Source organism: Peribacillus sp. CSMR9, from assembly GCF_033141925.1.
Lineage (GTDB): Bacteria > Bacillota > Bacilli > Bacillales > DSM-1321 > Peribacillus > Peribacillus simplex_A.
The window spans coordinates 24,746-46,622 of record NZ_JAOPHO010000034.1 but is presented as its reverse complement, the minus strand read 5'-3'; the positions used below and the strand labels follow the sequence as shown (position 1 = coordinate 46,622).

Here is a 21,877-nt window from a genome sequence, read left to right as displayed (position 1 = left end):
ATAAGACCCGACGGCCTACTTCGTTCACGCGGCGAACCTCCGTCAGACTTTCGTCCATTGCGTAAGATACCCTACTCCTGCCTCCCGAACGAGTCTGGGCCGTGTCTCAGTCCCAGTGTGGCCGATCACCCTCTCAGGTCGACTACGCATCGTCGCCTTGGTGAGCCATTACCTCACCAACTAGCTAATGCGCCGCGGGCCCATCTATAAGTGACAGCGTAAACCGTCTTTCCATCTTCTCTCATGCGAGAAAAGAACGTATCCGGTATTAGCTCCGGTTTCCCGAAGTTATCCCAGTCTTATAGGCAGGTTGCCCACGTGTTACTCACCCGTCCGCCGCTAATCTCAGGGAGCAAGCTCCCATCGATTCGCTCGACTTGCATGTATTAGGCACGCCGCCAGCGTTCGTCCTGAGCCAGGATCAAACTCTCCGAAGAAATGTTTGACTTGCTCATTTTGCTTTTTTGATAGTGTGTGCTCACTTAAAATTTAACGTTGGCGCTTTGTTTTGTTCAGTTTTCAAAGAGCAATTTGTTGTCGTTTCTCTCAGAAGCGACTTCTATAATGTAACACATTGTGTCTCGTTTCGTCAACAACTTTTTTTGAATTTTTTTCATCAAGTTGTTGGTTGTTTGTGTTGCTGTCTTAGCGACAAGAAATAATATACCATGTACCAAAAATGTTTGCAATACGTTTTTTAAAACTTTTTCAAAAAAAACGTTTTTTTCTTTTTTCCTCTATATATCCTTTTCATCATCCCCACCACCCTGTCCCCTTCTTCCGGAACAAGCGCATGTTTCATGAATAAACGAAGCATATTTCCAAAGAAACACAAATAGACATATATAGATATCTTTTTCCCTTGAGGTGAAGCGATGAATCTATCATTAATCGGATTACTCATTTCTTACAGTATGGCCCTTTATTTATTCAGTTCTGCTTATTATGAAGCCATTAGGTTCAGCAAAGAAAAAGGCAGGGTGAATGGCACAACGTTTTTATTCAGCTTTACTTTCGCTTTGATTTTCACACGGATCACCTATTTGTTTCACCCCTATTAAATAAAGCAGTAAGTCGGGAGACTTACTGCTTTTATACGGAGACCTTCGCTTCTTTATATACCTTACTTTTCTTTTCATCCTTTAGGAACATCATCAAACCACCCAATATGATTGTACCTCCAAGGACCTGCGTCCAGAGTATCGGTTCATCCAATATGAAGTAAGCCAGAACCGTTGCTCCAACCGGTTCAAGTAAGATTCCCATCGAAAGCGTCGAAGTGCTTAACCACTTTAAAGACCAATTGAATAAAGAGTGTCCTAATAAAGTCGGGAAAATGGCAAGCAAAACAAAATAGATCCAATCGGCAGCCGGATACGGGGCCAATCCCTCTTCCTTGAAGATCACATAGAAAAACAAAGTAACAGCACTGATTGCATACACGACAAATGTATATGTTATAGAAGAGACGCGTTTTCGAACATTTTGGCCAAATAGTAAATAACCGGTTACCAACGCACATGCGATAAGCGAAAGAATATCTCCCCAAAGCGCCATACCGCTGACTCTCAAATCTCCCCAGCTAATGACAAGGCTGCCTGCTATTGCAATGATGCCGCTCAATATTGCCTTCATTGAAAATCTTTCTTTGAAAAACAAATAGGCTCCAGCAAAAGCGAATAATGGCTGAAGGGTGACAAGCACAGTTGAACTGGCGACAGACGTGTAATTAAGCGATTCAAACCATAAAATAAAATGAAAAGCCAAGAAAACTCCTGCCGCAATCGAATATAGCCAATCCTTTTTCCCAATGAATATAAGTTCATGGCGGTATTTCACCAAAAACACCGGCAGCATAAGAAGGACGGTAAATAATAAACGGTAAAAAGCTATAACACCCGATGGAGCAGTCGCCAATTTAACAAGGATGGCCGAAAATGAAACGGATGCAACACCGATCGCCAACGCAACATAGGGATTCACTTTTGGCATTTGCATTTAAATTCCTCCTTTCAATCGGAATGACGTTACGTAGCATTGAACTCTATTCTACTATGTTAAAATTATAAGGGTAAGCTTTTTTGAAAAACGGGTATATGGCAACACACGATCTTATTCATCGATAATATTTGGAAGTGGTGAAACAAATGGAATGGACATTCGACCCGCAATCGGAACTGCAAATCCTTATAAAATTGGGCATTTCAGCTCTCCTCGGCCTAATCATCGGACTAGAGCGAGAAATGAAACGAAAACCCGTTGGATTAAAAACAAGCCTGGTCATTTCAATCGTCAGCTGCTTATTAACGATCGTTTCCATGGAATCCGCTTATAAGTTCCCAGGGAGTGAACACGTAAACATCACAATGGACCCCTTGCGTCTAGCCGCTCAGATTGTTTCTGGCGTCGGCTTTATCGGGGCTGGCGTCATTCTCCGGAGGGACAATAACAGCATATCCGGTTTAACGACAGCTGCCATCATCTGGGGAGCTGCCGGTATCGGGATTGCCGTTGGAGCAGGATTTTTTCTTGAGGCCATAGCCGGCGTCATACTATTGATTATAAGTGTCGAATTGGTGCCCTTAATCGTTACCTGGCTCGGACCGATGAAATTGCGGCAAAAAGAAATCTTTCTGCAGCTGGTGGTGAAAAATAAAGATGACATTGCCGTCGTGCTGAAAAAAATCAAAGACGAAAAAATATTCATCAAAAACCTAAGAATCAAAGATGTGGAAGAAGACCACCACCTTTTGACGCTTAAAGTATTGGTCGATCATAAAGTTAGAACATCGGAAGTGTATTATACCGTTTCCAACCTTAAGGAAATTGCACGGGTAGAGATTGAAAATGCCTAATAAGAAAACCGTTTGACTTACCCTCAAACGGTTCACTAATAAAAGGGATTCGGAATTAAACATTCCGAACCCCTTTTGAAATTCCCTTTGGATTTTCCTCAATATTAAGAGATTGATCTTCTACGAGTCCACTACGTTTAGACCATTTTTGACCCCGGGCAAGTCCAATTGCCTGCATAAACTCAATCCTCAGGTTTTATCTTTAACACCAGAATCCAACACCTAATATGCATACATGGACATTTACTATCATCCATCGGTCAGTGAGAAAGTCTAGTGTTACGTGACTTCACTGGGGCCTATTCCTTTATTTAAGGGTCCTCTATACATTTATTTTAAGTTTGCAAAATAATCAAACCGATATCCTTCTCCATACGTTTATATATAGTGAAAGGACGAACTCTGACTTGATTAAACATTTCAAAGAAAGGTGGTTAGGACAACCAGCAAGATATTGACAGGGATTTAAACAATGATCAAGAAAATAACTTCCCGAGGTGAGTAATGTTTAAAAAGATGAAGTTAAAGAGTATATGGATTATTCCCTTACTATTTGTGGTTTTTATACCAAATGTAATTGGTGCTTCTTCTACTAAATGTAAAAGCCCAGTGTTAGGGACAGGCTTTGACACCCACATCACCAACAATTCCCTTGCTGTTAGTCCGGATGAGCGAATAGCGATTGTCTCAGATAGCCGAGAACAATCCATCCTGGTCTATGATCTCGCCAAAGGCAAGTTGCGCAAAAAGATTGACGGCTTCGGTTCACCGAGAAACATCGTGTTTATTGATGACGGTTCAGAGTTTGTCGTCTCAGACAGCACGCTCGGTACACTCCGGTTTTACAGTATTAAAAATTTCACCTTGAAAGATGAAGTTGTCATTGGTCCAGGTGCATTCGGGACTGCTGTCAGTCCGGATGGAAAGACATTGTATGTGAACAATCAAGCACACAATTCCGTCACGGTCGTCGATCTGGAAAAACGAAAACCGATTGACGTCATTACCGGTTTCGCCCAACCAAGGCAAGGCATTAAAGTCTCTTCAGACGGAAAATATATCTTTGTCACGAACTTTCAAGGAGATAAAGTGTCCATCGTTGATGCCACCACTAAAAAAATCATTCGTGAAATATCAGGGTTCTCCAGTATTCGCGGAATCTCGATTACCGCTGATGGAGGAACATTATATGCCGCCAACAGCGGACGCAACAGCATTTCCGCAGTTGATACGCTAGACGGTAATATTAAGGGTGAAATCAAAGTGGGACGTGAGCCATATGGAGCGGCTCTATCGCCTGATGATAAACTCCTTTTTGCAAGCAACAAAGCTGATAATACGATTGACGTGATCAATGTCGCTGATCACCGCGTAGTTAAAACAATCGGGGGTTTCAAAGAACCAAGGCAAGCAATTGTCTTTAGCCATGACGGGGATCAGGCTTATGTATTAAATCGGGATCTCTCTATTGCGCGTGTTGATGTTAAAACATACACCATCACGGATATAATTCAGGATAAGCCAAAAAAATATAAGCTTAAAATACTAGAATCTGACGAAGTGGGGAAATATGTAGCAGATCAAGACGGAATGACACTTTATTATTTCACTAAAGATGATTCTAGTGTCAGTAATTGCAAAGGCCAATGTCTTGAAATTTGGCCGTCATTCCATGCAGATAACATCAGCTCGAATAAAGGATTCGACAAAAAAGACTTTAAAACAATCATAAGAGATGACGGACAAAAACAAACAACATATAAAGGGCACCCACTTTATTACTATGCGAAAGATAAACATGCAGGTGATATAAATGGACAAGGCGTCAATAATGTCTGGTATGTAATCAAAAAAAAGGTTTATGAGGAATAAGCGCAAGAACAAGGAATCAGGAACGCTGAAAAGTGGCACAAAAAATCGTTTAAGATAAAAACCGTTAATATTTTTGAACAGATGAAAAAAACAAACCGAGAGATGGATTAACATGATCAAATCAATTATTATTTAGTGGTAATGATTTTTTGCCTTTAATGACAGCTGGCTGCAGCTCTAATGTTGAAAAAGCGATTTCGTTGGTGTAATGGTTACATTATTATGCTTCAGGTCTTTTACCTCTAAATCGTATAAACAAAAAAACTGTAGGTTAACTTGATTCATCGCTTCTATAGTCTGATCCGTTTGACTACCCTCAAACGGTTTTTTATCATTTTTGCAAAAATCTCATATTTAATATTGACTTTTCACCAAAATCCGATAAAATAATTATTGTACCTCAATTCGGGGCATTAGCTCAGCTGGGAGAGCGCTACGCTGGCAGCGTAGAGGTCAGCGGTTCGATCCCGCTATGCTCCATACTTAGAAACCCTTGTGTATCAAGGGTTTTTTTCTTTGGCTAAAAAAAATAATAAGCGCGCGGATCATACTTTGGTCATAAAACGCTAATATGTATTAAGTGTAACTTTTAGTTGAATTAAAAACATTTACACTATCATAATCATTCTTGTTCTTTACCCAGATACTACTTCTTTACGTGCATATATCAGATAAGCTTAGAAAAAAATAAAAAATTGGTCAGTTCCTTTCAAGAATTAACCTTCATTGTGATCATTTGAATCATCACAATCTACATATACACATTTTTTGTGTGCTTTAGTAGTGGGCCTTATCTACGGTGCTTATCATTTCCAAAAGTTTGAAAGAATTTGCGATAAAATCAGCGCAAAGGAGTTAAAGAATCCTTTTATTACAAAATACACCTACCTCCTTTTAGGAAGTAGGCGCATTCAATTTATTTCAAATTTATTATCAATAAAAGCTTCGAAAAGCTTAGTTAATAAACCATTGCAATGATTTACTAACTAACAATCCTTCAGGACAATCTATGAAAAAAAGATGTGATAAGCTTCCCTAGTCTTCGAATTCCCTCGATTATTTCTTTCTCATTGGCATAACTGAACGAGAGCCGGAGAAACTCGGTTCCATCGTTTTGATCCAAGAAAAAGTATTTCCCTGGAACATATGAAACACCCTCAGCTAGAGCCTGTGATAATAAATGCGATGTATCAACACCAGGAATTCTCACCCATACAAAGTAACCACCATCTGGTACATACCAGGAAACGGATTCTGGAAGAAATTGTTCCATCGAACGGATTAACGCAGTACATTTAGAGCGATACACATCTTTTAGAAGGTCTAGTCTTTGCTCAAAATCGGTGTTTTCTAAGTATGCAGCCATTGTGCTTTGAGCAAATGGATGGTCTAAATCTTTTTTAAACCACTCTAAAGCCTTAATGAATTCACTTTCTCCTGCTATCCATCCAATCCGCATTCCTGGCGCAACAACCTTGGATAATGACCCAACGTGGAGGACCCGCCCGCTTTCATCAATAGATTTTATTGGCAGCGGATTTTTGCCGAAGGATAATTCCCCGTATGCATCATCCTCTAGAATGAGGAAATCAAACTCGATGGAAAGCTCCAATAAATGCTTCCGCCGCTCAGTAGTCATAGTCGTCCCAGTTGGATTTTGAAAGGTTGGGATTGTATATAGAAAACGCGGCAGGGTTAGACCTGTACGTTTCCTTTCATCCAGCATTTCTTTTAATCGGTATGTTTGGAGTCCCTGTTCATCTATTGATATACTAATAATTTGATTCGTATAGTTTTGAAAAATCTCTAAAGCCTCCATATAGGTGGGAGATTCTACAGCTACGACAGCAGTATCATCAAGGAGAATGCGGGCAATAAGATCTATCCCCTGACAAGCACCTGATGTAACCAAAAGCTTTTCTTCCAAAACGGAAATTCCACGCTCTGCCAACCTTTTCTGAATTTGCTGCTTTAGTCTTGCAATTCGTGGACTTCCGATATAATGGAGCGGCAAATCCTGCTCCTCATCAAGAAGTCTGGTTACAGCTACCTTGAGCTCCTCGGCAGGAACGAGAGCTGGATCCGGATAGCCTGAACTCAAGCGAATACAACCATCTGGCAGATCTGGCATCCATGCACCAGGCGGATCATTCTTAAGTGCCGCTTTAATGTTTTCAGAAAAAAAAGATTCTACATTCACTTCAACCATACACCTTTCCGTCAATCGAACCATGATTGATTTTCTCAATTTTTTTATAGATAGCTGCTTATGCAGATAATCATCAATCTTTTGCAGAAACACCCTTACATGTACTTTAGACTTTCTTCTCTGGACAACCTATTATTGATGCAAATTCAGAAGTGCCTTTTGCACTGAACTCTCTTGGCCGCTCCAATACATTAGGAGCTTTTTTCTTTAAGCTATGTGTGTATAGATTAAGTCGTTATTTTTATCTTTCAGTATCTGTAATGCAGGTAAAAGAAAGTAAAAAAGTGAAGAAGGCAGATCATCCGCCTTTCTTCACTTTTTATGAAACTCTTCGTATTTCTTAACCAAACGCTTCGGTGCCGCACGTAAATAGGCTTCTTGAATTAGAATGGTCAATTCACCCCAGCCTTCCCCATCCGGATTTTGAATGGAGACCCAGCCGTGACGTCCTATATACGGTGTTTTGAAAAAATTCTCTTTCTGCAGCAAAAATTCTTGGGTTTCCCGATCTGACTTGAACGACAATCTGAATCCATTCTCACTTTTGCCTGAAATCACGAAGGACTTTCCATTGATTTTAAAAGTATTGTGACCAAAACCATCAATATGTTCGACAGCTTCGGGCAGCGCAAGACAGATATTACGTACATTTTCAAGCATGCCTGCCGTGTCATGTAATTTCATGTTCCATTCACCTATTATAAAATCTATTTTGCATTCACATCGGGTTGATGAATTCCGAATATATTTCCTTCTGTATCAATATAGTATCCTTGCCACGCCATTCCAGGCAGGGCATATTTGGGCTTGGCGACCTTACCGCCAATCTCAATAATTTTAGCTTCCGTTACATCGTAATTTTCCACTCCCATTGTACAAGCAAATGCATTTAAAGCTTGGTTTGTTTCCGGCGGAGCACTTTGACGCTGCATCAAAGCTCCATTGACCCCAGGTTCATTCTCCTCGCCAGTTACTGCTCCAAAGTAAGGCATTCCTGCATAATCACTCCAATCTTGAAATGACCATCCGAATACCTCTCCATAAAACTTCTTTGCCCGTTCCATATCATCTACATGAATTTCGAAATGAACTAATCTTCCCATGAGATCCCCTCCTACTTTTTACAAGAATTAACCAATTCATTAAATTATCCAGTGTTTTCGCTTACAATATCCCACTTATTATTATAATAGATATGGAAATAAATACAATTATTCCAATTGAGATTAAATCAATTTTTAGAGCCTCATCATACATCCTGATATAAACCTTTTAGAATGATAACAGGAACCGTTCTTCAAAATATAGATAGTTCCGACCAACAGAATCGGCTTCATGCTCCTACTACATATCTTTTCAATTATTTTTTTAATAATTAATTCTTTTAATTTCTTATTCTATAGTGAATAGTCACTGCGTTATCCGCAGAAACCTTCGACTCCACAATACATCCAATTGCTCACTTTGTCCGTGATACCAAATATTTGCGAAACTATGTGTATATTTTTGTGAAAATTGGACGAGACTGCTAGTAAATTAAATCTAGGAGGTTATCAAAATGTTTAGATTCGGGAAAGGTAAGGCGCGAAGTAAGGTCGGTAAATTCATCGATAAGCACGGATATTCACAAGAGGAGTTTGTAAGTGCGTCTGGAATCTCACGCAATACAATAAGCAGAGTTTGCAGCGATCCAAAGTATGTGCCATCAGCTGGAGTATTAAAGAAAATCATGAAGGCAGTTCGAAGTATAGATGCTGGAGCAAAGGCAGATGACTACTTTGATTTGTAAACAAAAAGGCCCTAGCGTAATGGCCGGGGCTAAATGTATTTGTTCAATACTGTTCATACTCTCCTTATCCAGGCTCCCATGATCCATGCTTTCCTTTCACTGGAATAAAGTCATCCAGCAGCTGCATGTCCTTAACTTCCCAAGCGTACCCTCCCAGTTTATAGTCTCCTAAGAAATAATCATTGCCTGATAACGATTGTAGTAATGCCTGCATCCCGTTATTTTCATTTACCTTTAAACAATTTTCATGCTTACATATACCAATGATCATACCAGTTGGGAGGTTGCCCTTTGAGTATCCATGCTTACCAAGCAACAACTGGATTGGCTTCTCGCTTCAGAAAGCCTTATCCATTTTTTCACTAGTATGAATCGTCAGCGGACCACGAATCGTTCTCAACGACCTTGTTTCATATTTGACCTCTCCCAGGACAAATAGACTCGCCCAAGGCTGGATCATTGATAATACCTTCATTCCAACGGCCCCCAACTGAATTTAAAAATTAAAATCCCCCACTTCCATTAAGAGCGGGGGATTTTCTTCATTTTCGGATGATATGTTAATATCTTGCAGTTCATTTGTCCTTTTTAGACAAACCCTGCAGGATTTCTTTAAACAAGGGCTTGTTATCGGTTAGGGACAAAGGGGGATGTATGTATTCCGCTACATCTATTTTCGACTGACCAGTTTCTTAATGAAGCGAACAAAAGGTGAAACAACGGCTCCACGGACATTCGTGAGGGCATAACCGATCAGCCCCATTATAACCAGAGCCAATATTAAGCCTATTATCAATCCTGATGTTTCTTTAAGTTCTTCAAATACAGCATCAAATACAGCACCCATTTCTTACCCTCCCCGGCTTGCCGATGCAACTTATTTTTACGGTTTTCACCCATTTAAATTCTGAACAGCTTCATAAATCGTGTTTCTTTGAACCCTTGCACCCATTCTGGTAAATAAGGTTCATTATAACGCATTGGATGATTATGGTCGAGTTAGCACCTCTAAACGTACTATCTAATTTCATTTCCGTTATCTCTTTCTACTTATTGTCTTACCTTCTAGCTTTTCTCTTTAAGTAAATATATAAACCTCCCCTTCTTTCCACTAAAAATGCTGAAATGAAAACCTTTTCATTTGTCCATAACCGACAAAAGCGAGGCATTATTATTGTTTTTTTAGAACATTGTGAAAATTGTCGAAAAATCGTAAGCTTAATTTATTGAAATACATCTTCTTAGGGGGTGCGCTTATATGGAAGCCATTACAAGAGACTTTTTCTTATTCTTATCTAAAAATAATCTGCTTAATAATATTGCTAAGAAAAGCGGCGGAAGTTTTGCTGCTGGAAAGATCATTGGGGGAACTGATTTCCAAAGTTCCATTAAATTCATCAAACAACTTAATAATAGTGGCTTGTCGGTTACTGTCGACCATCTTGGGGAATTCGTTGATTCCAAGGAAGTGACTCAGGAACGGACGGCAGAATGCATCGAAACCATCGAAATGATCAGCAGGGAAAAACTTGATTCACAAGTTTCCCTAAAAATGACTTCATTGGGACTAGATATCGATCATAATCTCGTCATTGAGAATATGACGAAAATCCTTGATACAGCAGAAAAACATAAAGTCATGGTCACAATCGATATGGAAGATGAAGTTCGCTGTCAGGCTACAATCGATATCTTTAGACATTTCAAAGAAAAATACAGCTGCATAAGTACTGTTCTACAAGCATATTTATTCCGCACAGAGAAAGATTTGGATGACCTTGCCCAATATAAGCCATTCCTGCGTCTCGTAAAGGGTGCCTACAAGGAATCTCCCGAGGTGGCTTTTCCCGAAAAGGATGATGTAGATGAAAACTATAAAAAGTTGATTAAGCAAAGTCTTCTTAACGGAAATTATACGGCCATTGCCTCACATGATGACAAAATCATCGAATATACAAAAGAGCTGGCCAAGAAATATGACATCCCAAATACACAATTCGAATTCCAAATGCTTTATGGCATGAGGAACAAGACTCAATACGAATTGGTCAAGCAAGGTTACAAAATGCGCGTCTATGTACCATATGGTCTGGATTGGTATGGATACTTCATGAGAAGGCTTGCGGAAAGGCCATCCAATATTGCTTTTGCCTTCAAAGGGATGGTCAGAAGCTAAATATATTCAATATTCAACATTCTTGATTGCTACAAAAAATCTATTAAAAGGTGTGATTATCAATGATTTCATATAAACATGAACCATTTGTCGATTTTACAAACGAGGAAAACAAGAAAGCTTATCAGGAGGCTCTTCAAACTGTTGAAGGCTACTTAGGGCAAGACTACCCTCTTTATATCGGTGCAGAGCAAGTGACGACTGATGAGAAAATCGTTTCATATAACCCTGCAGATAAGCAAGAGGTCATCGGCCGCGTATCGAAAGCGAATAGGGACCTTGCTGAAAAAGCCATGCAAGAAGCTGTTACCGCTTTTGAAAGCTGGAAAAAAGTGAAGCCGGAAATCCGTGCTGACGTTTTATTCAAAGCTGCTGCCATCATTCGCAGACGCAAGCATGAGTTCTCTGCGTTATTGACGAAAGAAGCGGGAAAACCTTGGAATGAGGCTGATGCCGATACAGCGGAAGCGATCGATTTCCTTGAATTCTATGCCCGTCAAATGTTGACGCTTAAAGATGGTGTGCCAGTTCAAAGCCGTCCAGGAGAATTTAACCGCTATGATTACATTCCATTAGGAGTCGGCATCATCATTTCTCCTTGGAACTTCCCATTTGCCATCATGGCAGGTACAGCTGTTGCGGCTATCGTAACTGGTAACACAATCCTATTGAAACCAGCTTCGACTACGCCTATTGTTGCTGCGAAATTCGTTGAAGTGATGCTTGAAGCCGGCCTTCCAGCAGGTGTGTTGAATTTCGTTCCAGGAAGCGGGGCAGAGGTCGGCGACTACCTGGTCGATCATCCTAAAACACGTTTCATCTCCTTCACAGGTTCACGTGATGTAGGTCTGCGCATTTACAAACGTGCTTCAGAAGTGAATGAAGGCCAAGTTTGGCTGAAGCGTGTCATTGCTGAAATGGGCGGAAAAGATACGATCGTCGTCGACAAAGAGGCAGATCTTGAATTGGCTGCTCAATCGATCGTGAAATCTGCATTTGGCTTCTCGGGACAAAAATGTTCTGCTTGCTCCCGTGCTGTCATCGTAGAAGATGTGTATGATCAGGTTTTAGCTCGCGCTGTTGAATTAACAAAACAGCTTACAGTTGGTAATCCTGTAGAAAATCATTTCATGGGGCCTGTCATCGATCAAGCAGCTTTTGATAAAATCATGAGCTACGTTGAAATCGGAAACCAAGAAGGACGCATTTTGACTGGAGGAGAAGGAGATAGCTCTACAGGCTACTTCGTTCAACCGACAATCGTTGCTGATGTCGATCCGCAAGGCCGCTTGATGCAAGAAGAAATCTTCGGGCCAGTCGTTGCCTTCACAAAAGCGAAGGACTTTAACGAGGCTCTTGAGATTGCCAATAACACTGAATATGGTTTGACTGGGGCTGTCATTACGACAAATCGCCTTAACATGGAAAAGGCACGCGAAGAATTCCATGTCGGTAACTTGTATTTCAACCGCGGCTGTACTGGTGCAATCGTAGGTTATCAGCCATTCGGCGGGTTCAACATGTCAGGAACTGATTCCAAGGCAGGCGGACCGGACTACTTGCAGCTTCATATGCAAGCCAAAACAACATCCGAAACATACTGATAATGTTCCATTGAGCTATTTGAAGATGATTTGAATCCCTATGGTTTTCGTATCCTCCATTCTGGATACGGAAACCAAAATGAAGTTAAATGGAGGAAGTGACAAATAGGTTGCTTCCTCTTTTAAAACAAAAATTTATATATTTCATCACGAAGGGAGTCTTTTATGGATTACGCATTAATAATTTCGATCAGCATTTACATGGCTGGCATGCTTCTCATCGGTTACTTCGCTTACAAAAGGACATCCAATTTAAATGATTATATGCTGGGCGACCGGGGTCTTGGACCTGCTGTCACTGCATTAAGCGCCGGTGCCGCTGATATGAGCGGTTGGCTTTTAATGGGGATGCCTGGTGCCATGTTCGCAACAGGACTAAGTTCAATCTGGATCGTAATCGGGCTGACATTAGGAGCCTACGCGAACTGGCTGTATGTTGCACCAAGATTGAGAACCTATACGGAAGTCGCCAATAACTCCATTACGATCCCCGCTTTCCTGGAAAATCGTTTTGGCGAGGGCTCACGGATCTTAAGACTCATTTCCGCTTTGGTTATCCTAATATTCTTTACCTTTTACGTTTCTTCCGGAATGGTATCAGGCGGAGTGTTATTCCAAAGTACATTTGGCCTTGATTACCATACAGGTTTATGGATCTTGACAGGTGTCGTCGTTGCCTATACTTTATTCGGCGGATTCCTGGCAGTAAGCTGGACAGACTTTGTTCAAGGAATCATCATGGTCGTTGCCCTGGTTCTTGTACCGATCGTCACCCTTTTCCATGTTGGCGGTTTCGGTCCTTCGATCGACACGCCACGTTCCATTGATCCAGCTCTATTGAACATTTTCACAGGGACGAGCTTTTTAGGCATCATCTCATTGTTTGCCTGGGGACTGGGTTACTTCGGACAGCCTCATATCATTGTCCGCTTTATGGCAATCAGTTCTGTTAAGGAAATAAAGAAAGCCCGTAATATCGGGATGAGCTGGATGATTTTCTCCAGTATCGGTGCGATGTTGACTGGATTCATCGGAATCACGTATTATTCCCAGAACAACCTGAAGTTAGCTGATCCTGAAACGATTTTCATAGAGTTAGGGGAAATACTATTTCACCCATTCATTACTGGTTTCTTGATTTCAGCAATACTGGCAGCCGTCATGAGCACGATTTCTTCGCAGCTTTTGGTTACAGCCAGCTCTTTAACCGAGGATATATACAAAACCTTCTTCCGTCGTTCCGCTTCAGATAAAGAACTTGTTTTCCTCGGCAGACTTTCCGTACTGATCATTTCAATCATCGCGCTTATTCTCTCTTGGGAGAAAAATGACACGATCCTTGGACTTGTCGGGTACGCGTGGGCTGGATTCGGTTCTTCATTCGGTCCATTGGTCTTACTAAGCCTCTGCTGGAAACGGATGACAAGATGGGGGGCATTAGCAGGGATGGTCGTTGGTGCCGCTACTGTAATCTTCTGGTCCATGGCCGGATTATCCAATACGCTTTATGAAATGATTCCTGGTTTTGGCGCAAGCTTGATTGCCATCGTCCTGGTCAGTCTTCTAACAGCAAAACCATCAAAAGAAGTAGAAGCGAAATTCGAAGAATTCGAAAAAACTTTAAAACAAAAATAAAACCCCTAAAAGGAACGGTATTTTTTCATATACCGTTCCTTCTTTGTTCTTGCCCCTATACACATCTTCCGTTTAAAAGTATTATTAAACTAAGTTATCTTCCAATTCAAAAAACAGGGGGCCATATATGTCATTAGAAAAAATCCTGACTCTCACAAACATCAACGATATAACGGATATGGTCAGCACTTATTTAAAAAAACCAGTCGTCATCGAAAATGACCAATTTTTATTGCTGGCATATAGTTCATATTATATCGAACACTTCGACCAAGCCAATCGGCAAACCATCTTCACAAAGCATTGGCCGATTCCAATTCTGGAGAAATTCATGGATGAGGGCATTGTCGAACAGCTTAAAACGGTGGAGCATCCATTTAGGGTGAAACAAATCGAGGAAATCGGCTTAAATCAAAGAGTCGTTGTAAGCGCTGTCCACAAAGGGCAGGTATTCGGATTCATTTGGGTCCAAGAAACGGAAATGATGACTGATTCCGAATTGGAATTTTTACATGAGGTTTCCCATCATATTGGCAAGCTCCTCTATCAGAAAAAACAGATAAACATGAAAAAAGATGAAGAGAAAAATGAGTTTTATCAAAAGGTCATTGACGAAGTCTATCAAACTGAAAACCAAATAAAATGGGAAGCAGCCAATATGAATCTTCTCATTCCGGAAACATTCCTTATTAATGTCTTTACCATCGCTCAATCCGATGCGGAACATTTCGATGAATTAGCGGATACAGTCAGTCTATTCGCCAATGCATTGAATCATTTTTCCCATGTATTCACAAACCAATTGAAAATCATCGTCCTGATTGGCAGCAATGGTAAAGGGAAAGACCTGCTTTCTGATAGCGCCAATGATTTAACGAACACGGTTCTTGCCCAATTCAATGATCAAAGGGTGTTCCCGGGAATCGGAAATGAGTATTCTTCGATTCTTCAATTAAGAAAATCCTATCTCGAAGCCCTTGAAGTGATCAACGCAGCCAAGTTCATCGGTGAACCTGAACAGCTCCCCTTCCAATATAGCAAGCTTGGGATTTTCCGTTACCTCGAAATGATCTCCAACCATCATACTAAAACGAATTATATCAATACGGATTTAGAGATACTTCAAAAGAAGGACCAGGAAAGCCAAACCAAACTCCTTCAAACAATGGAAATATATCTGTTTAACAATTGCCGGATCAAACCGACAGCTGAACAGCTATACATTCATACCAACACATTGAAATATAGATTGAATCAAATAACCGATCTCACCTCAATCGATTTTGATGACTTTCATTCAAGAATGCAACTATACATCGATTTACAGCTTATAAAGCAGAGATCTTAAGGCATTCCTATTTTGAGGCCGAGAGCTTCAAACATCTAAGGAGAGAGGAAAAGCAGCTATTCTGCCGTGTTCCTCTCTCCTTATACATTGTTTGTACGCTTTTATCATATCAAGTCCAATCGGCTGTTTTATTTACCTATACACTTGCATAGTCAGTGGGATGCATATGATTTTGACACCGATTAATTTTTATAAATATTACCTTCCAAAAGATCTTCCAAAGTTGTATGATCCAGCAATTCTGCCACTTGATCTCTAATCAGTGCCCAAAGGGGTTTTAATAAACAGTTATTATCTTCAAGGGGACAATATTCATATGCTGTAATACTTACACAGCTCATAGGGGCAAGCGGTCCTTCTAAGTCCCGAATTACGTTTCCAATGATAATCTGATTGGGCAATTCCTTTAAGCTATACCCTCCGTAGACCCCCCTTTTACTTTTAACATAACCGTGACTTTTTAAATGTAAGAGAATTTGCTCCAGATATTGAGGCGACACTAACGTCTCATTCGCAACATCTTTTATCTGCATGAGTCCTTTTTCGTTCTTTGCTAAAGCTATTAAAGCTCTTAATGCATATTCCCCCTTACTTGAAATCTTCATATGATCATCACTCCCAGCCAATACACTTTATATCATGCTATTTTATGAATGAAGATTATATACGTGGAATTTTGTGTCTATTTCATTCCTGGAAATGCACATCTATATACTTTATTCATACTATATTTCAGAAAGTTGACAAATTTAATCATGTTTCTATGGAATCAATTTAATATAGAAAGAAAATATTAAAACCCTTTAATAACGGGACAAGTTCAACTTCCTCATTGTAAAAAATGAACACTATCTTATTTGCAAGGAGACGCGAAGAATGGATTTTTTAGAGTCTGTCAAATGCACTTTCGATAATTTACCCTCGTATGATGAAGGTAATTTAGTACAAGCCGTTCAATCTTTAAATCTAACTTTTCATGAGGTTTCTAAGTATGTTACTGAACCGATGGATTTAGAATACGGAAGGAATGTTATTTACAAATCCGAAAATGTCGAAGTAATTGTCATTCATTTACCTAGTATGGCCAGGACTTTTATCCATGATCATGGATTGTCTATTGGATGCATTTTTGTGGTAGCTGGTGATTTTTTAAACGTATTATATAAGTCGGAAGACAAAGAATCTAATCCAATTTATGATCAAATAGAGGAGTTTTCCCAAAATGATATCCTCCTTGTTAAAGAAGATACCATTCACATGATGTATAATCCCACCACTTCTCCTGTTATTACCTTTCATATTTACACTCCACCATTAAAAGGCGGAACAATCTATACTTCCCCATAAGATAATCATCATCCAAATATATGAGTATATCAAATAATCTAAAAGAGAAAGAGATGTTATATTTCACAATCAAAAAAACCATGGTTCATTAGGAGGATGTTATGAATTCGCAAGGCGATCAATTTATCCAAAGCTTACAAGACGGAAGAAGTGTTTGGTTAAACGGAACAAAAATTGATGTCACAACAGATGAGAACTTTAAAGGTACATTAACTACGATCTCTGAGTTATTTAATATGATGGATGATTCACAAAAGAGAAACTCGGTAGGCTACCTTAGTCCTAAAACGAAAGGGTTTGTCCATTCAGCCTTTTTAGTTCCACACTCTTATGATGATTTACTGAGGAGGAGGATAGCTTTTGAAACTTGGAGTCAAACAACAGATGGCGTGATGAGCCGTTTGTCAGACTATGCTAGATCAAGGTTAACAGGATGGTATGCATCGCGGGAGGACTATAAAAAGTTTGATGAACACTTTCCCCATAAAATTAAAGCTTATTATGAGGAAGCAAGAGATAAGAATCTTTTTTTAAGTGTAGTGCAACGAGATCCTCAGATTAACCGTGCCAATCAATCCTTCAAAGATATAAAGGATCTAGGATTATTAAGAATTACAAAAAAGACGAGTGATGGTGTTTTCTTAAGTGGAGCCAAAATGATTGGTACCGCAGCACCCTATTCGAATGATTTAATTGTATATCCCCTCGTAAATCTGAAAGAAGAACAGGAATCCATAGCTCATATGCTTATTGTTGCGGCCAACTCTCCTGGATTGCATATGGTTTGTCGGGAATCCTTTGCTGCAAATCAGACAAAAATAGTGGATTCTCCTCTAAGTTCAAGGTACGACGAGATGGATGCTTTATTAATTTTTGACAATGTATTCGTCCCCTGGGAACGTGTTTTACTTTACGACAACGCTGATGCTTTGCTGCAAATTAAATTGAATCCCGCATCAAATGGCTTAGCGTACCATCAGGCTATCGTTCGGTTATTAACTAAGCTGGAATTCGTTACAGCAATAGCTTGTGAGATTGCTGAAGCAATAGGGGCCGATGCCTATCTGCATGTTCAAGAAAAAATAGGGGAACTATTAATCCAGGTTGAAACGATTAGAGCATTATTGATAGCTTCGGAAAGGGAAGGAAATCTAGATCAATATCAAACGTTCATCCCAAATTTCACGTACATTGAAACAGCAAGAAACCTCGGGACCAAATATTATCCCCGTGCCATAGAAATTTTACAGCTCATAGGAGCCGGAGGATTCATTCAATTACCCTCAAGTGTACAGGACTTCCAAAGTCCCTTATCGGATTTGCTGAAAAAATATTTTAAAGGAGCGAATCTGGAGGCAGAAAAGAGAACAAAACTATTTAAATTAGCCTGGGATCTTGTGGGGAGTCCTTTAGGATCTAGGCATGAATTATATGAACGTTTTTATGCAGGAGATCCAATACGCAATATAGCTAATCAGTATAATAATTATGATAAAAAAAGATTTAAACAAATGTTAGAAAAATATTTAGATCATTAATAGTTAGGGTCACAGCAAAATATTCCAAGCAGGAAGTCCATCAGCTTTGATTTAAGCGGAAGACCATGATGAAACAGGTACTGTAATTTGAAAACCTTCTTTAACTTTGCACTTTATTGATCCAAGAGCCACATGAAAAATCTATTTAAAATCACGATAACTCCATAGATCCAAGCTAATTTAACGCTTTTAAGGGACAAAAGTAATCCTACTGGAACCAAGAAAATAAATGCCTCCAGCATGAAATGAAGTTTCGCTGATAGTTGTATACTGGCCTAGGGGAACCAAATAACCCCCAGAGGACCGCTATTCCAAGTGGGATGACAATGCTTAAAATACCTTTCATAATACCGGCATTTCCCACTTTGAAACCCCAATGACCGTATACAGCAAGTGCAAAAATTTCTAATGAAAATCGAAGGGATAAGTTTACCATTTGCAAGACTGCCAGAAAACCCATTTTAACCTTCCACCAGATCATATTTATCTTTATTCATTACAATTGAATGGATTCCCTCTATATATGTATTTAGCAGAATAGAAAAACTTTTATCGATATCAATTGGCATTCCAAACCCACCCATTTTTTCAATTGAAGTAAAACCATGTAAAATACTCCTTAATCCTCTCACCAAGTGAATCGCCATTTCTTCCTTTAAATCATAGGCTTGTAGTACTTGGACAACAAGCTCCACAACTGCTTGCTGTGCTTGCTGTAATTCCATGTCTTCAGAATTTTGAAAACGGGTGGTGGCATCATAAAGGCCTGGATGAACTCTAGTAAATTCAACATACGCCTCACTAAGTGCCCTGATTGCATCATCACCGGAACGTCCCACTGCTGCTTGAATCATGTATTCATAAAGTTTTTTAACTCCATTTACTGCTAGTTTCTGTTTTAATCCATTTAGGCCGTCTAAATGGTTATATAACGAGGGGGGCCGTATTTGTAATTCTTCAGCCAACTGGCCTAAAGTAAGATGATCAAGGCCGTTTTCATCAACTAGTTCAGTCGCTTTCTGTAAAATGATAGACAAATCCAACCTTATACGTTGAGACATTCATTTTAACCTCCTTTTTCATTGTTGAAGTTTTAATTCGGCTTCAACTATTGCTCTGTCCATAGAATTCCCAGGGTGTTCCAGCATCTTTCCATGACCTACAGCAAGTAAAGCTGGTTTATGACTTCTTAATTTCTTTGCACTTTCAAGTGCGATGAGTTTATCCCATGTGGCAAAGGCCGGGAATGGAAATAAAGGTTTGATCATTCCAGAAACCGCAGTTCCACCTCTTGTTTGCAGGGCATCCCCGACAATTAAACTATGATTACGGGTATCAAGAAGCGATATCGAACCAGGGGTATGTCCAGGTGAATAAATAACTTCCAATGAACCGATACGGTCACCCTCTTTAAGCAGTAAGTCTGGTCGAGTTTGAATATTCTTAGGGACTCCGCCACGGATTGGGTTTTCATTTTGCAGGAGCGTGACATCACCAGCAAGTAATGATGCTTCCCTAATAGAAATACTCACTTGTACATCAGGCATTGATGCTTTTAGCCCGTCAAGTGCACCAACATGATCATCATGAGCATGAGTAACTATTATTCTTGTTATCGGTTTTCCAATAATTTGCGCCGCTTTCATTATGCTTTTTCCGCTATAGGGTAATGCTGCATCTACTAGTGTAAGGCTATTCTCTTCCTCTACTAAATAACAGTTTACGGGAAATACACGTGGCATGAAAGATAGTTGAAATACTGTACCAACCTTTGTCATCTTCATCTTTAATCAAACTCCTCCCTCTAAACTAATATAATTAATAATAAAACTAATATGATTAGTTTTACAATATTATTCCACAATTAACTAAAACTTTCAGTCTCACAATAATGCTAACAAAATATCCTAGTTATCGAAAAAACCATAAAAAACCAGCTCTCAATTACCTTGAGCTGGTTTTTCATGTATCACATCATATCAATTTATTTTCAGGAAACATTTTCCTTGTCGCCGACATATTCATTCTCCCAAAAATCGGCGTTCTTAATGCCTAACGGTTTGGGGTCGAAAACGGGATCCAAACCTTTCTTCTTTTGCCTCTCATAATCCTTTAAGGTAATAAGTGCTGGTTTAGCGAGAATTAAAATGGCAATGACATTGAGCCATACCATAATCCCTAATCCAGCATCACCTAATGCCCAAGCCAGCTCTGCCGTACGAATGGTTCCATAGAAACTGGCCGCAAGAATGATGAGTTTCAATGCAAACATGGCCCACTTACTATTCCGCTTGCGCATTAAATAAGCAATATTCGTTTCTGCAATATAATAGTATGCCATGATCGTCGTAAAAGCGAAGAAGAAAAGCGCAACAGCAACAAACCCAGCACCAAATCCCGGTACTGCGCTATCGATGGCTGCTTGTGTATACCCCGGACCCGGTGTTACTTTTCCTAAATTATTGACAATATATGAACCATTTTCTGCTTGTGTATTATACATGCCTGTGAATAAAATCATAAATGCTGTAGCAGAACAAACGAACAATGTATCGATATAGACAGAAAATGCTTGTACAAGACCTTGTTTGGCAGGGTGCGAAACTTCTGCCGCAGCAGCCGGGTGAGCACCTGTGCCTTGCCCCGCCTCATTCGAATAAACTCCGCGTTTCACTCCCCAGGCTATCGCCATTCCGATGAGCCCGCCAAATGCAGAATCCATCCCGAAGGCACTTCTGAATATTAATGAAATGACATCTGGTAATTCTGTAATATTCATTATGACGATGACAACAGAAAGTAATATATAGCCCAGGGCCATGAACGGTACGATTATTTGCGCAGCATTAGCTATCCGTTTTACACCACCGAATATAATGAAACCAAGTAAAAGGATGATAGCTATACCTGTGATTGCAGGTTTAATGCCAAATGCATTCTCCATTCCGGCAGCAATTGAATTGGACTGGACACCAGGCATCAGCACGGCCATGGCTATTAGTGCAGCGAGTGCAAAGAGAACAGCGAACCACTTCACTCCCATTCCTTTTTCAATATAATAGGCAGGGCCCCCTCGATATTGACCGTCTTGTTTGACTTTATATATTTGAGCTAAGGTCGATTCCACAAACGCACTTGATGCTCCTATGAAGGCTATGGCCCACATCCAAAAAACGGCACCAGGACCACCAAAAGCGATAGCCGTCGCCACGCCAGCAATGTTACCTGTACCGACCCGACCCGAAAGAGCTATGGATAAAGCCTGGAAAGAGGAAACGCCCGCTTCTGAACTTTTCCCTTGGAACATCAAAACGACCATTTCCTTAATATGCCTCACTTGCAGAAAACGGGTCAAAATCGAGAATACTAAACCTACTCCCAATAAAATGTAAATGACTGGCGTGCTCCATAAAACTCCATTTAAAGCCGTAATAAAATCAGACAATCAAGCTCCCCCTTTGATTATATTTTGAAAATTCAAACTTATCTATTTTTGATTATATT

The 21,877-nt window shown here is 39.9% G+C and carries 22 protein-coding genes, 1 tRNA gene and 1 rRNA gene; 11 read left to right on the top strand and 13 right to left on the bottom strand.

Features of this window, described 5'->3' with window-relative positions; translation table 11 throughout:
* Positions 1 to 437 (bottom strand): 16S ribosomal RNA (locus tag N9I19_RS15480); the annotation flags it as partial.
* Between the two features lie 438 nt (positions 438 to 875).
* Here N9I19_RS15480 and N9I19_RS15475 point away from each other — a divergent pair.
* Positions 876 to 1,061: a hypothetical protein gene (locus N9I19_RS15475; protein WP_141133607.1), complete on the top strand. Its 186-nt coding sequence runs from the start codon at positions 876 to 878 to the stop codon at positions 1,059 to 1,061.
* 31 nt (positions 1,062 to 1,092) lie between these two features.
* Here the strand turns inward: N9I19_RS15475 and N9I19_RS15470 are convergent, their stop codons facing one another.
* A complete protein-coding gene (locus tag N9I19_RS15470) occupies positions 1,093 to 1,998 on the bottom strand; it encodes a DMT family transporter (protein WP_317778309.1) in 906 nt (301 codons plus the stop codon).
* Positions 1,999 to 2,147: 149 nt separating this feature from the next.
* Between N9I19_RS15470 and N9I19_RS15465 the strand changes: the two genes are divergently transcribed.
* From N9I19_RS15465 to N9I19_RS15455, 3 genes are all read left to right on the top strand, one after another.
* Entirely contained in the window at positions 2,148 to 2,855 is a 708-nt protein-coding gene (locus N9I19_RS15465; protein WP_061465345.1) for an MgtC/SapB family protein, read from the top strand.
* Between the two features lie 504 nt (positions 2,856 to 3,359).
* Positions 3,360 to 4,727 (top strand): beta-propeller fold lactonase family protein, encoded by a 1,368-nt coding sequence (locus N9I19_RS15460; RefSeq protein ID WP_317778308.1) that lies wholly within the window; start codon positions 3,360 to 3,362, stop codon positions 4,725 to 4,727.
* A 407-nt stretch (positions 4,728 to 5,134) separates the two neighbouring features.
* Positions 5,135 to 5,207 (top strand) — tRNA-Ala (locus tag N9I19_RS15455).
* A gap of 517 nt (positions 5,208 to 5,724) precedes the next feature.
* On the opposite strand, the gene N9I19_RS15450 is transcribed toward N9I19_RS15455, so the two are convergent.
* The 3 genes from N9I19_RS15450 to N9I19_RS15440 all read right to left on the bottom strand — a co-directional run bounded on the left by N9I19_RS15450 (position 5,725) and on the right by N9I19_RS15440 (position 8,039).
* Positions 5,725 to 6,927 (bottom strand): aminotransferase-like domain-containing protein, encoded by a 1,203-nt coding sequence (locus N9I19_RS15450; RefSeq protein WP_317778307.1) that lies wholly within the window; start codon positions 6,925 to 6,927, stop codon positions 5,725 to 5,727.
* 321 nt (positions 6,928 to 7,248) lie between these two features.
* Positions 7,249 to 7,620: an MmcQ/YjbR family DNA-binding protein gene (locus N9I19_RS15445; protein ID WP_317778306.1), complete on the bottom strand. Its 372-nt coding sequence runs from the start codon at positions 7,618 to 7,620 to the stop codon at positions 7,249 to 7,251.
* A 23-nt stretch (positions 7,621 to 7,643) separates the two neighbouring features.
* Positions 7,644 to 8,039, bottom strand: coding sequence for a VOC family protein (locus N9I19_RS15440; protein WP_061465347.1), 396 nt, complete (start codon positions 8,037 to 8,039; stop codon positions 7,644 to 7,646).
* Positions 8,040 to 8,494: 455 nt separating this feature from the next.
* Here N9I19_RS15440 and N9I19_RS15435 point away from each other — a divergent pair, with 455 nt between their 5' ends.
* Positions 8,495 to 8,725 (top strand): helix-turn-helix domain-containing protein, encoded by a 231-nt coding sequence (locus N9I19_RS15435; protein ID WP_061465348.1) that lies wholly within the window; start codon positions 8,495 to 8,497, stop codon positions 8,723 to 8,725.
* 64 nt (positions 8,726 to 8,789) lie between these two features.
* Here N9I19_RS15435 and N9I19_RS15430 read toward each other — a convergent pair whose 3' ends face one another.
* The 3 genes from N9I19_RS15430 to N9I19_RS15420 form a co-directional block, all read right to left on the bottom strand.
* Positions 8,790 to 9,044 carry a hypothetical protein gene (locus tag N9I19_RS15430; RefSeq protein WP_317778305.1) on the bottom strand — a complete coding sequence of 85 codons (255 nt, stop codon included), beginning with the start codon at positions 9,042 to 9,044 and terminating at the stop codon, positions 8,790 to 8,792.
* Between the two features lie 18 nt (positions 9,045 to 9,062).
* Positions 9,063 to 9,200: an ASCH domain-containing protein gene (locus N9I19_RS15425; protein WP_317778304.1), complete on the bottom strand. Its 138-nt coding sequence runs from the start codon at positions 9,198 to 9,200 to the stop codon at positions 9,063 to 9,065.
* A gap of 195 nt (positions 9,201 to 9,395) precedes the next feature.
* Positions 9,396 to 9,572, bottom strand: coding sequence for a hypothetical protein (locus N9I19_RS15420; protein WP_176431794.1), 177 nt, complete (start codon positions 9,570 to 9,572; stop codon positions 9,396 to 9,398).
* Between the two features lie 411 nt (positions 9,573 to 9,983).
* On the opposite strand from N9I19_RS15420, the gene N9I19_RS15415 reads away from it, so the two are divergent.
* The 4 genes from N9I19_RS15415 to N9I19_RS15400 all read left to right on the top strand — a co-directional run bounded on the left by N9I19_RS15415 (position 9,984) and on the right by N9I19_RS15400 (position 15,488).
* Positions 9,984 to 10,901, top strand: coding sequence for a proline dehydrogenase family protein (locus N9I19_RS15415; RefSeq protein ID WP_317778303.1), 918 nt, complete (start codon positions 9,984 to 9,986; stop codon positions 10,899 to 10,901).
* 62 nt (positions 10,902 to 10,963) lie between these two features.
* A complete protein-coding gene (pruA, locus tag N9I19_RS15410) occupies positions 10,964 to 12,505 on the top strand; it encodes an L-glutamate gamma-semialdehyde dehydrogenase (RefSeq protein WP_317778302.1) in 1,542 nt (513 codons plus the stop codon).
* Between the two features lie 165 nt (positions 12,506 to 12,670).
* The gene (putP, locus tag N9I19_RS15405) at positions 12,671 to 14,140 is read left to right on the top strand and encodes a sodium/proline symporter PutP (RefSeq protein WP_317778301.1); all 1,470 of its coding nucleotides are present in this window, start codon (positions 12,671 to 12,673) and stop codon (positions 14,138 to 14,140) included.
* A 127-nt stretch (positions 14,141 to 14,267) separates the two neighbouring features.
* Positions 14,268 to 15,488, top strand: coding sequence for a PucR family transcriptional regulator (locus tag N9I19_RS15400; protein ID WP_284469414.1), 1,221 nt, complete (start codon positions 14,268 to 14,270; stop codon positions 15,486 to 15,488).
* 182 nt (positions 15,489 to 15,670) lie between these two features.
* Here the strand turns inward: N9I19_RS15400 and N9I19_RS15395 are convergent, their stop codons facing one another.
* Positions 15,671 to 16,093 (bottom strand): RrF2 family transcriptional regulator, encoded by a 423-nt coding sequence (locus N9I19_RS15395; RefSeq protein ID WP_061465352.1) that lies wholly within the window; start codon positions 16,091 to 16,093, stop codon positions 15,671 to 15,673.
* 271 nt (positions 16,094 to 16,364) lie between these two features.
* Between N9I19_RS15395 and N9I19_RS15390 the strand changes: the two genes are divergently transcribed.
* Together N9I19_RS15390 and N9I19_RS15385 are read left to right on the top strand one after the other, a co-directional pair.
* The gene (locus N9I19_RS15390) at positions 16,365 to 16,835 is read left to right on the top strand and encodes a cysteine dioxygenase (RefSeq protein WP_089361787.1); all 471 of its coding nucleotides are present in this window, start codon (positions 16,365 to 16,367) and stop codon (positions 16,833 to 16,835) included.
* A 101-nt stretch (positions 16,836 to 16,936) separates the two neighbouring features.
* A complete protein-coding gene (locus N9I19_RS15385) occupies positions 16,937 to 18,373 on the top strand; it encodes a 4-hydroxyphenylacetate 3-hydroxylase family protein (protein WP_317778300.1) in 1,437 nt (478 codons plus the stop codon).
* A gap of 208 nt (positions 18,374 to 18,581) precedes the next feature.
* Here N9I19_RS15385 and N9I19_RS25260 read toward each other — a convergent pair whose 3' ends face one another.
* The 4 genes from N9I19_RS25260 to N9I19_RS15370 all read right to left on the bottom strand — a co-directional run bounded on the left by N9I19_RS25260 (position 18,582) and on the right by N9I19_RS15370 (position 21,818).
* A complete protein-coding gene (locus N9I19_RS25260) occupies positions 18,582 to 18,809 on the bottom strand; it encodes a YrdB family protein (RefSeq protein ID WP_411730453.1) in 228 nt (75 codons plus the stop codon).
* A 25-nt stretch (positions 18,810 to 18,834) separates the two neighbouring features.
* The gene (locus N9I19_RS15380) at positions 18,835 to 19,434 is read right to left on the bottom strand and encodes a TetR/AcrR family transcriptional regulator (RefSeq protein WP_317778299.1); all 600 of its coding nucleotides are present in this window, start codon (positions 19,432 to 19,434) and stop codon (positions 18,835 to 18,837) included.
* 18 nt (positions 19,435 to 19,452) lie between these two features.
* Positions 19,453 to 20,157 carry an MBL fold metallo-hydrolase gene (locus N9I19_RS15375; protein ID WP_317778298.1) on the bottom strand — a complete coding sequence of 235 codons (705 nt, stop codon included), beginning with the start codon at positions 20,155 to 20,157 and terminating at the stop codon, positions 19,453 to 19,455.
* Between the two features lie 206 nt (positions 20,158 to 20,363).
* Positions 20,364 to 21,818: an alanine/glycine:cation symporter family protein gene (locus tag N9I19_RS15370; protein WP_284469395.1), complete on the bottom strand. Its 1,455-nt coding sequence runs from the start codon at positions 21,816 to 21,818 to the stop codon at positions 20,364 to 20,366.
* Positions 21,819 to 21,877 lie beyond the last annotated feature (59 nt).

Excerpts from the sequence above, each read along its gene's own strand:
- N9I19_RS15475 (WP_141133607.1), top strand. The coding sequence starts at position 876 with ATGAATCTATCATTAATCGGATTACTCATTTCTTACAGTATGGCCCTT.
- N9I19_RS15470 (WP_317778309.1), bottom strand. The coding sequence starts at position 1,998 with ATGCAAATGCCAAAAGTGAATCCCTATGTTGCGTTGGCGATCGGTGTT.
- N9I19_RS15465 (WP_061465345.1), top strand. The coding sequence starts at position 2,148 with ATGGAATGGACATTCGACCCGCAATCGGAACTGCAAATCCTTATAAAA.
- N9I19_RS15460 (WP_317778308.1), top strand. The coding sequence starts at position 3,360 with ATGTTTAAAAAGATGAAGTTAAAGAGTATATGGATTATTCCCTTACTA.
- N9I19_RS15445 (WP_317778306.1), bottom strand. The coding sequence starts at position 7,620 with ATGAAATTACATGACACGGCAGGCATGCTTGAAAATGTACGTAATATC.
- N9I19_RS15440 (WP_061465347.1), bottom strand. The coding sequence starts at position 8,039 with ATGGGAAGATTAGTTCATTTCGAAATTCATGTAGATGATATGGAACGG.
- N9I19_RS15435 (WP_061465348.1), top strand. The coding sequence starts at position 8,495 with ATGTTTAGATTCGGGAAAGGTAAGGCGCGAAGTAAGGTCGGTAAATTC.
- N9I19_RS15425 (WP_317778304.1), bottom strand. The coding sequence starts at position 9,200 with ATGAAGGTATTATCAATGATCCAGCCTTGGGCGAGTCTATTTGTCCTG.
- N9I19_RS15420 (WP_176431794.1), bottom strand. The coding sequence starts at position 9,572 with ATGGGTGCTGTATTTGATGCTGTATTTGAAGAACTTAAAGAAACATCA.
- N9I19_RS15415 (WP_317778303.1), top strand. The coding sequence starts at position 9,984 with ATGGAAGCCATTACAAGAGACTTTTTCTTATTCTTATCTAAAAATAAT.
- pruA (WP_317778302.1), top strand. The coding sequence starts at position 10,964 with ATGATTTCATATAAACATGAACCATTTGTCGATTTTACAAACGAGGAA.
- putP (WP_317778301.1), top strand. The coding sequence starts at position 12,671 with ATGGATTACGCATTAATAATTTCGATCAGCATTTACATGGCTGGCATG.
- N9I19_RS15400 (WP_284469414.1), top strand. The coding sequence starts at position 14,268 with ATGTCATTAGAAAAAATCCTGACTCTCACAAACATCAACGATATAACG.
- N9I19_RS15395 (WP_061465352.1), bottom strand. The coding sequence starts at position 16,093 with ATGAAGATTTCAAGTAAGGGGGAATATGCATTAAGAGCTTTAATAGCT.
- N9I19_RS15390 (WP_089361787.1), top strand. The coding sequence starts at position 16,365 with ATGGATTTTTTAGAGTCTGTCAAATGCACTTTCGATAATTTACCCTCG.
- N9I19_RS15385 (WP_317778300.1), top strand. The coding sequence starts at position 16,937 with ATGAATTCGCAAGGCGATCAATTTATCCAAAGCTTACAAGACGGAAGA.
- N9I19_RS25260 (WP_411730453.1), bottom strand. The coding sequence starts at position 18,809 with ATGGTAAACTTATCCCTTCGATTTTCATTAGAAATTTTTGCACTTGCT.
- N9I19_RS15380 (WP_317778299.1), bottom strand. The coding sequence starts at position 19,434 with ATGTCTCAACGTATAAGGTTGGATTTGTCTATCATTTTACAGAAAGCG.
- N9I19_RS15375 (WP_317778298.1), bottom strand. The coding sequence starts at position 20,157 with ATGAAGATGACAAAGGTTGGTACAGTATTTCAACTATCTTTCATGCCA.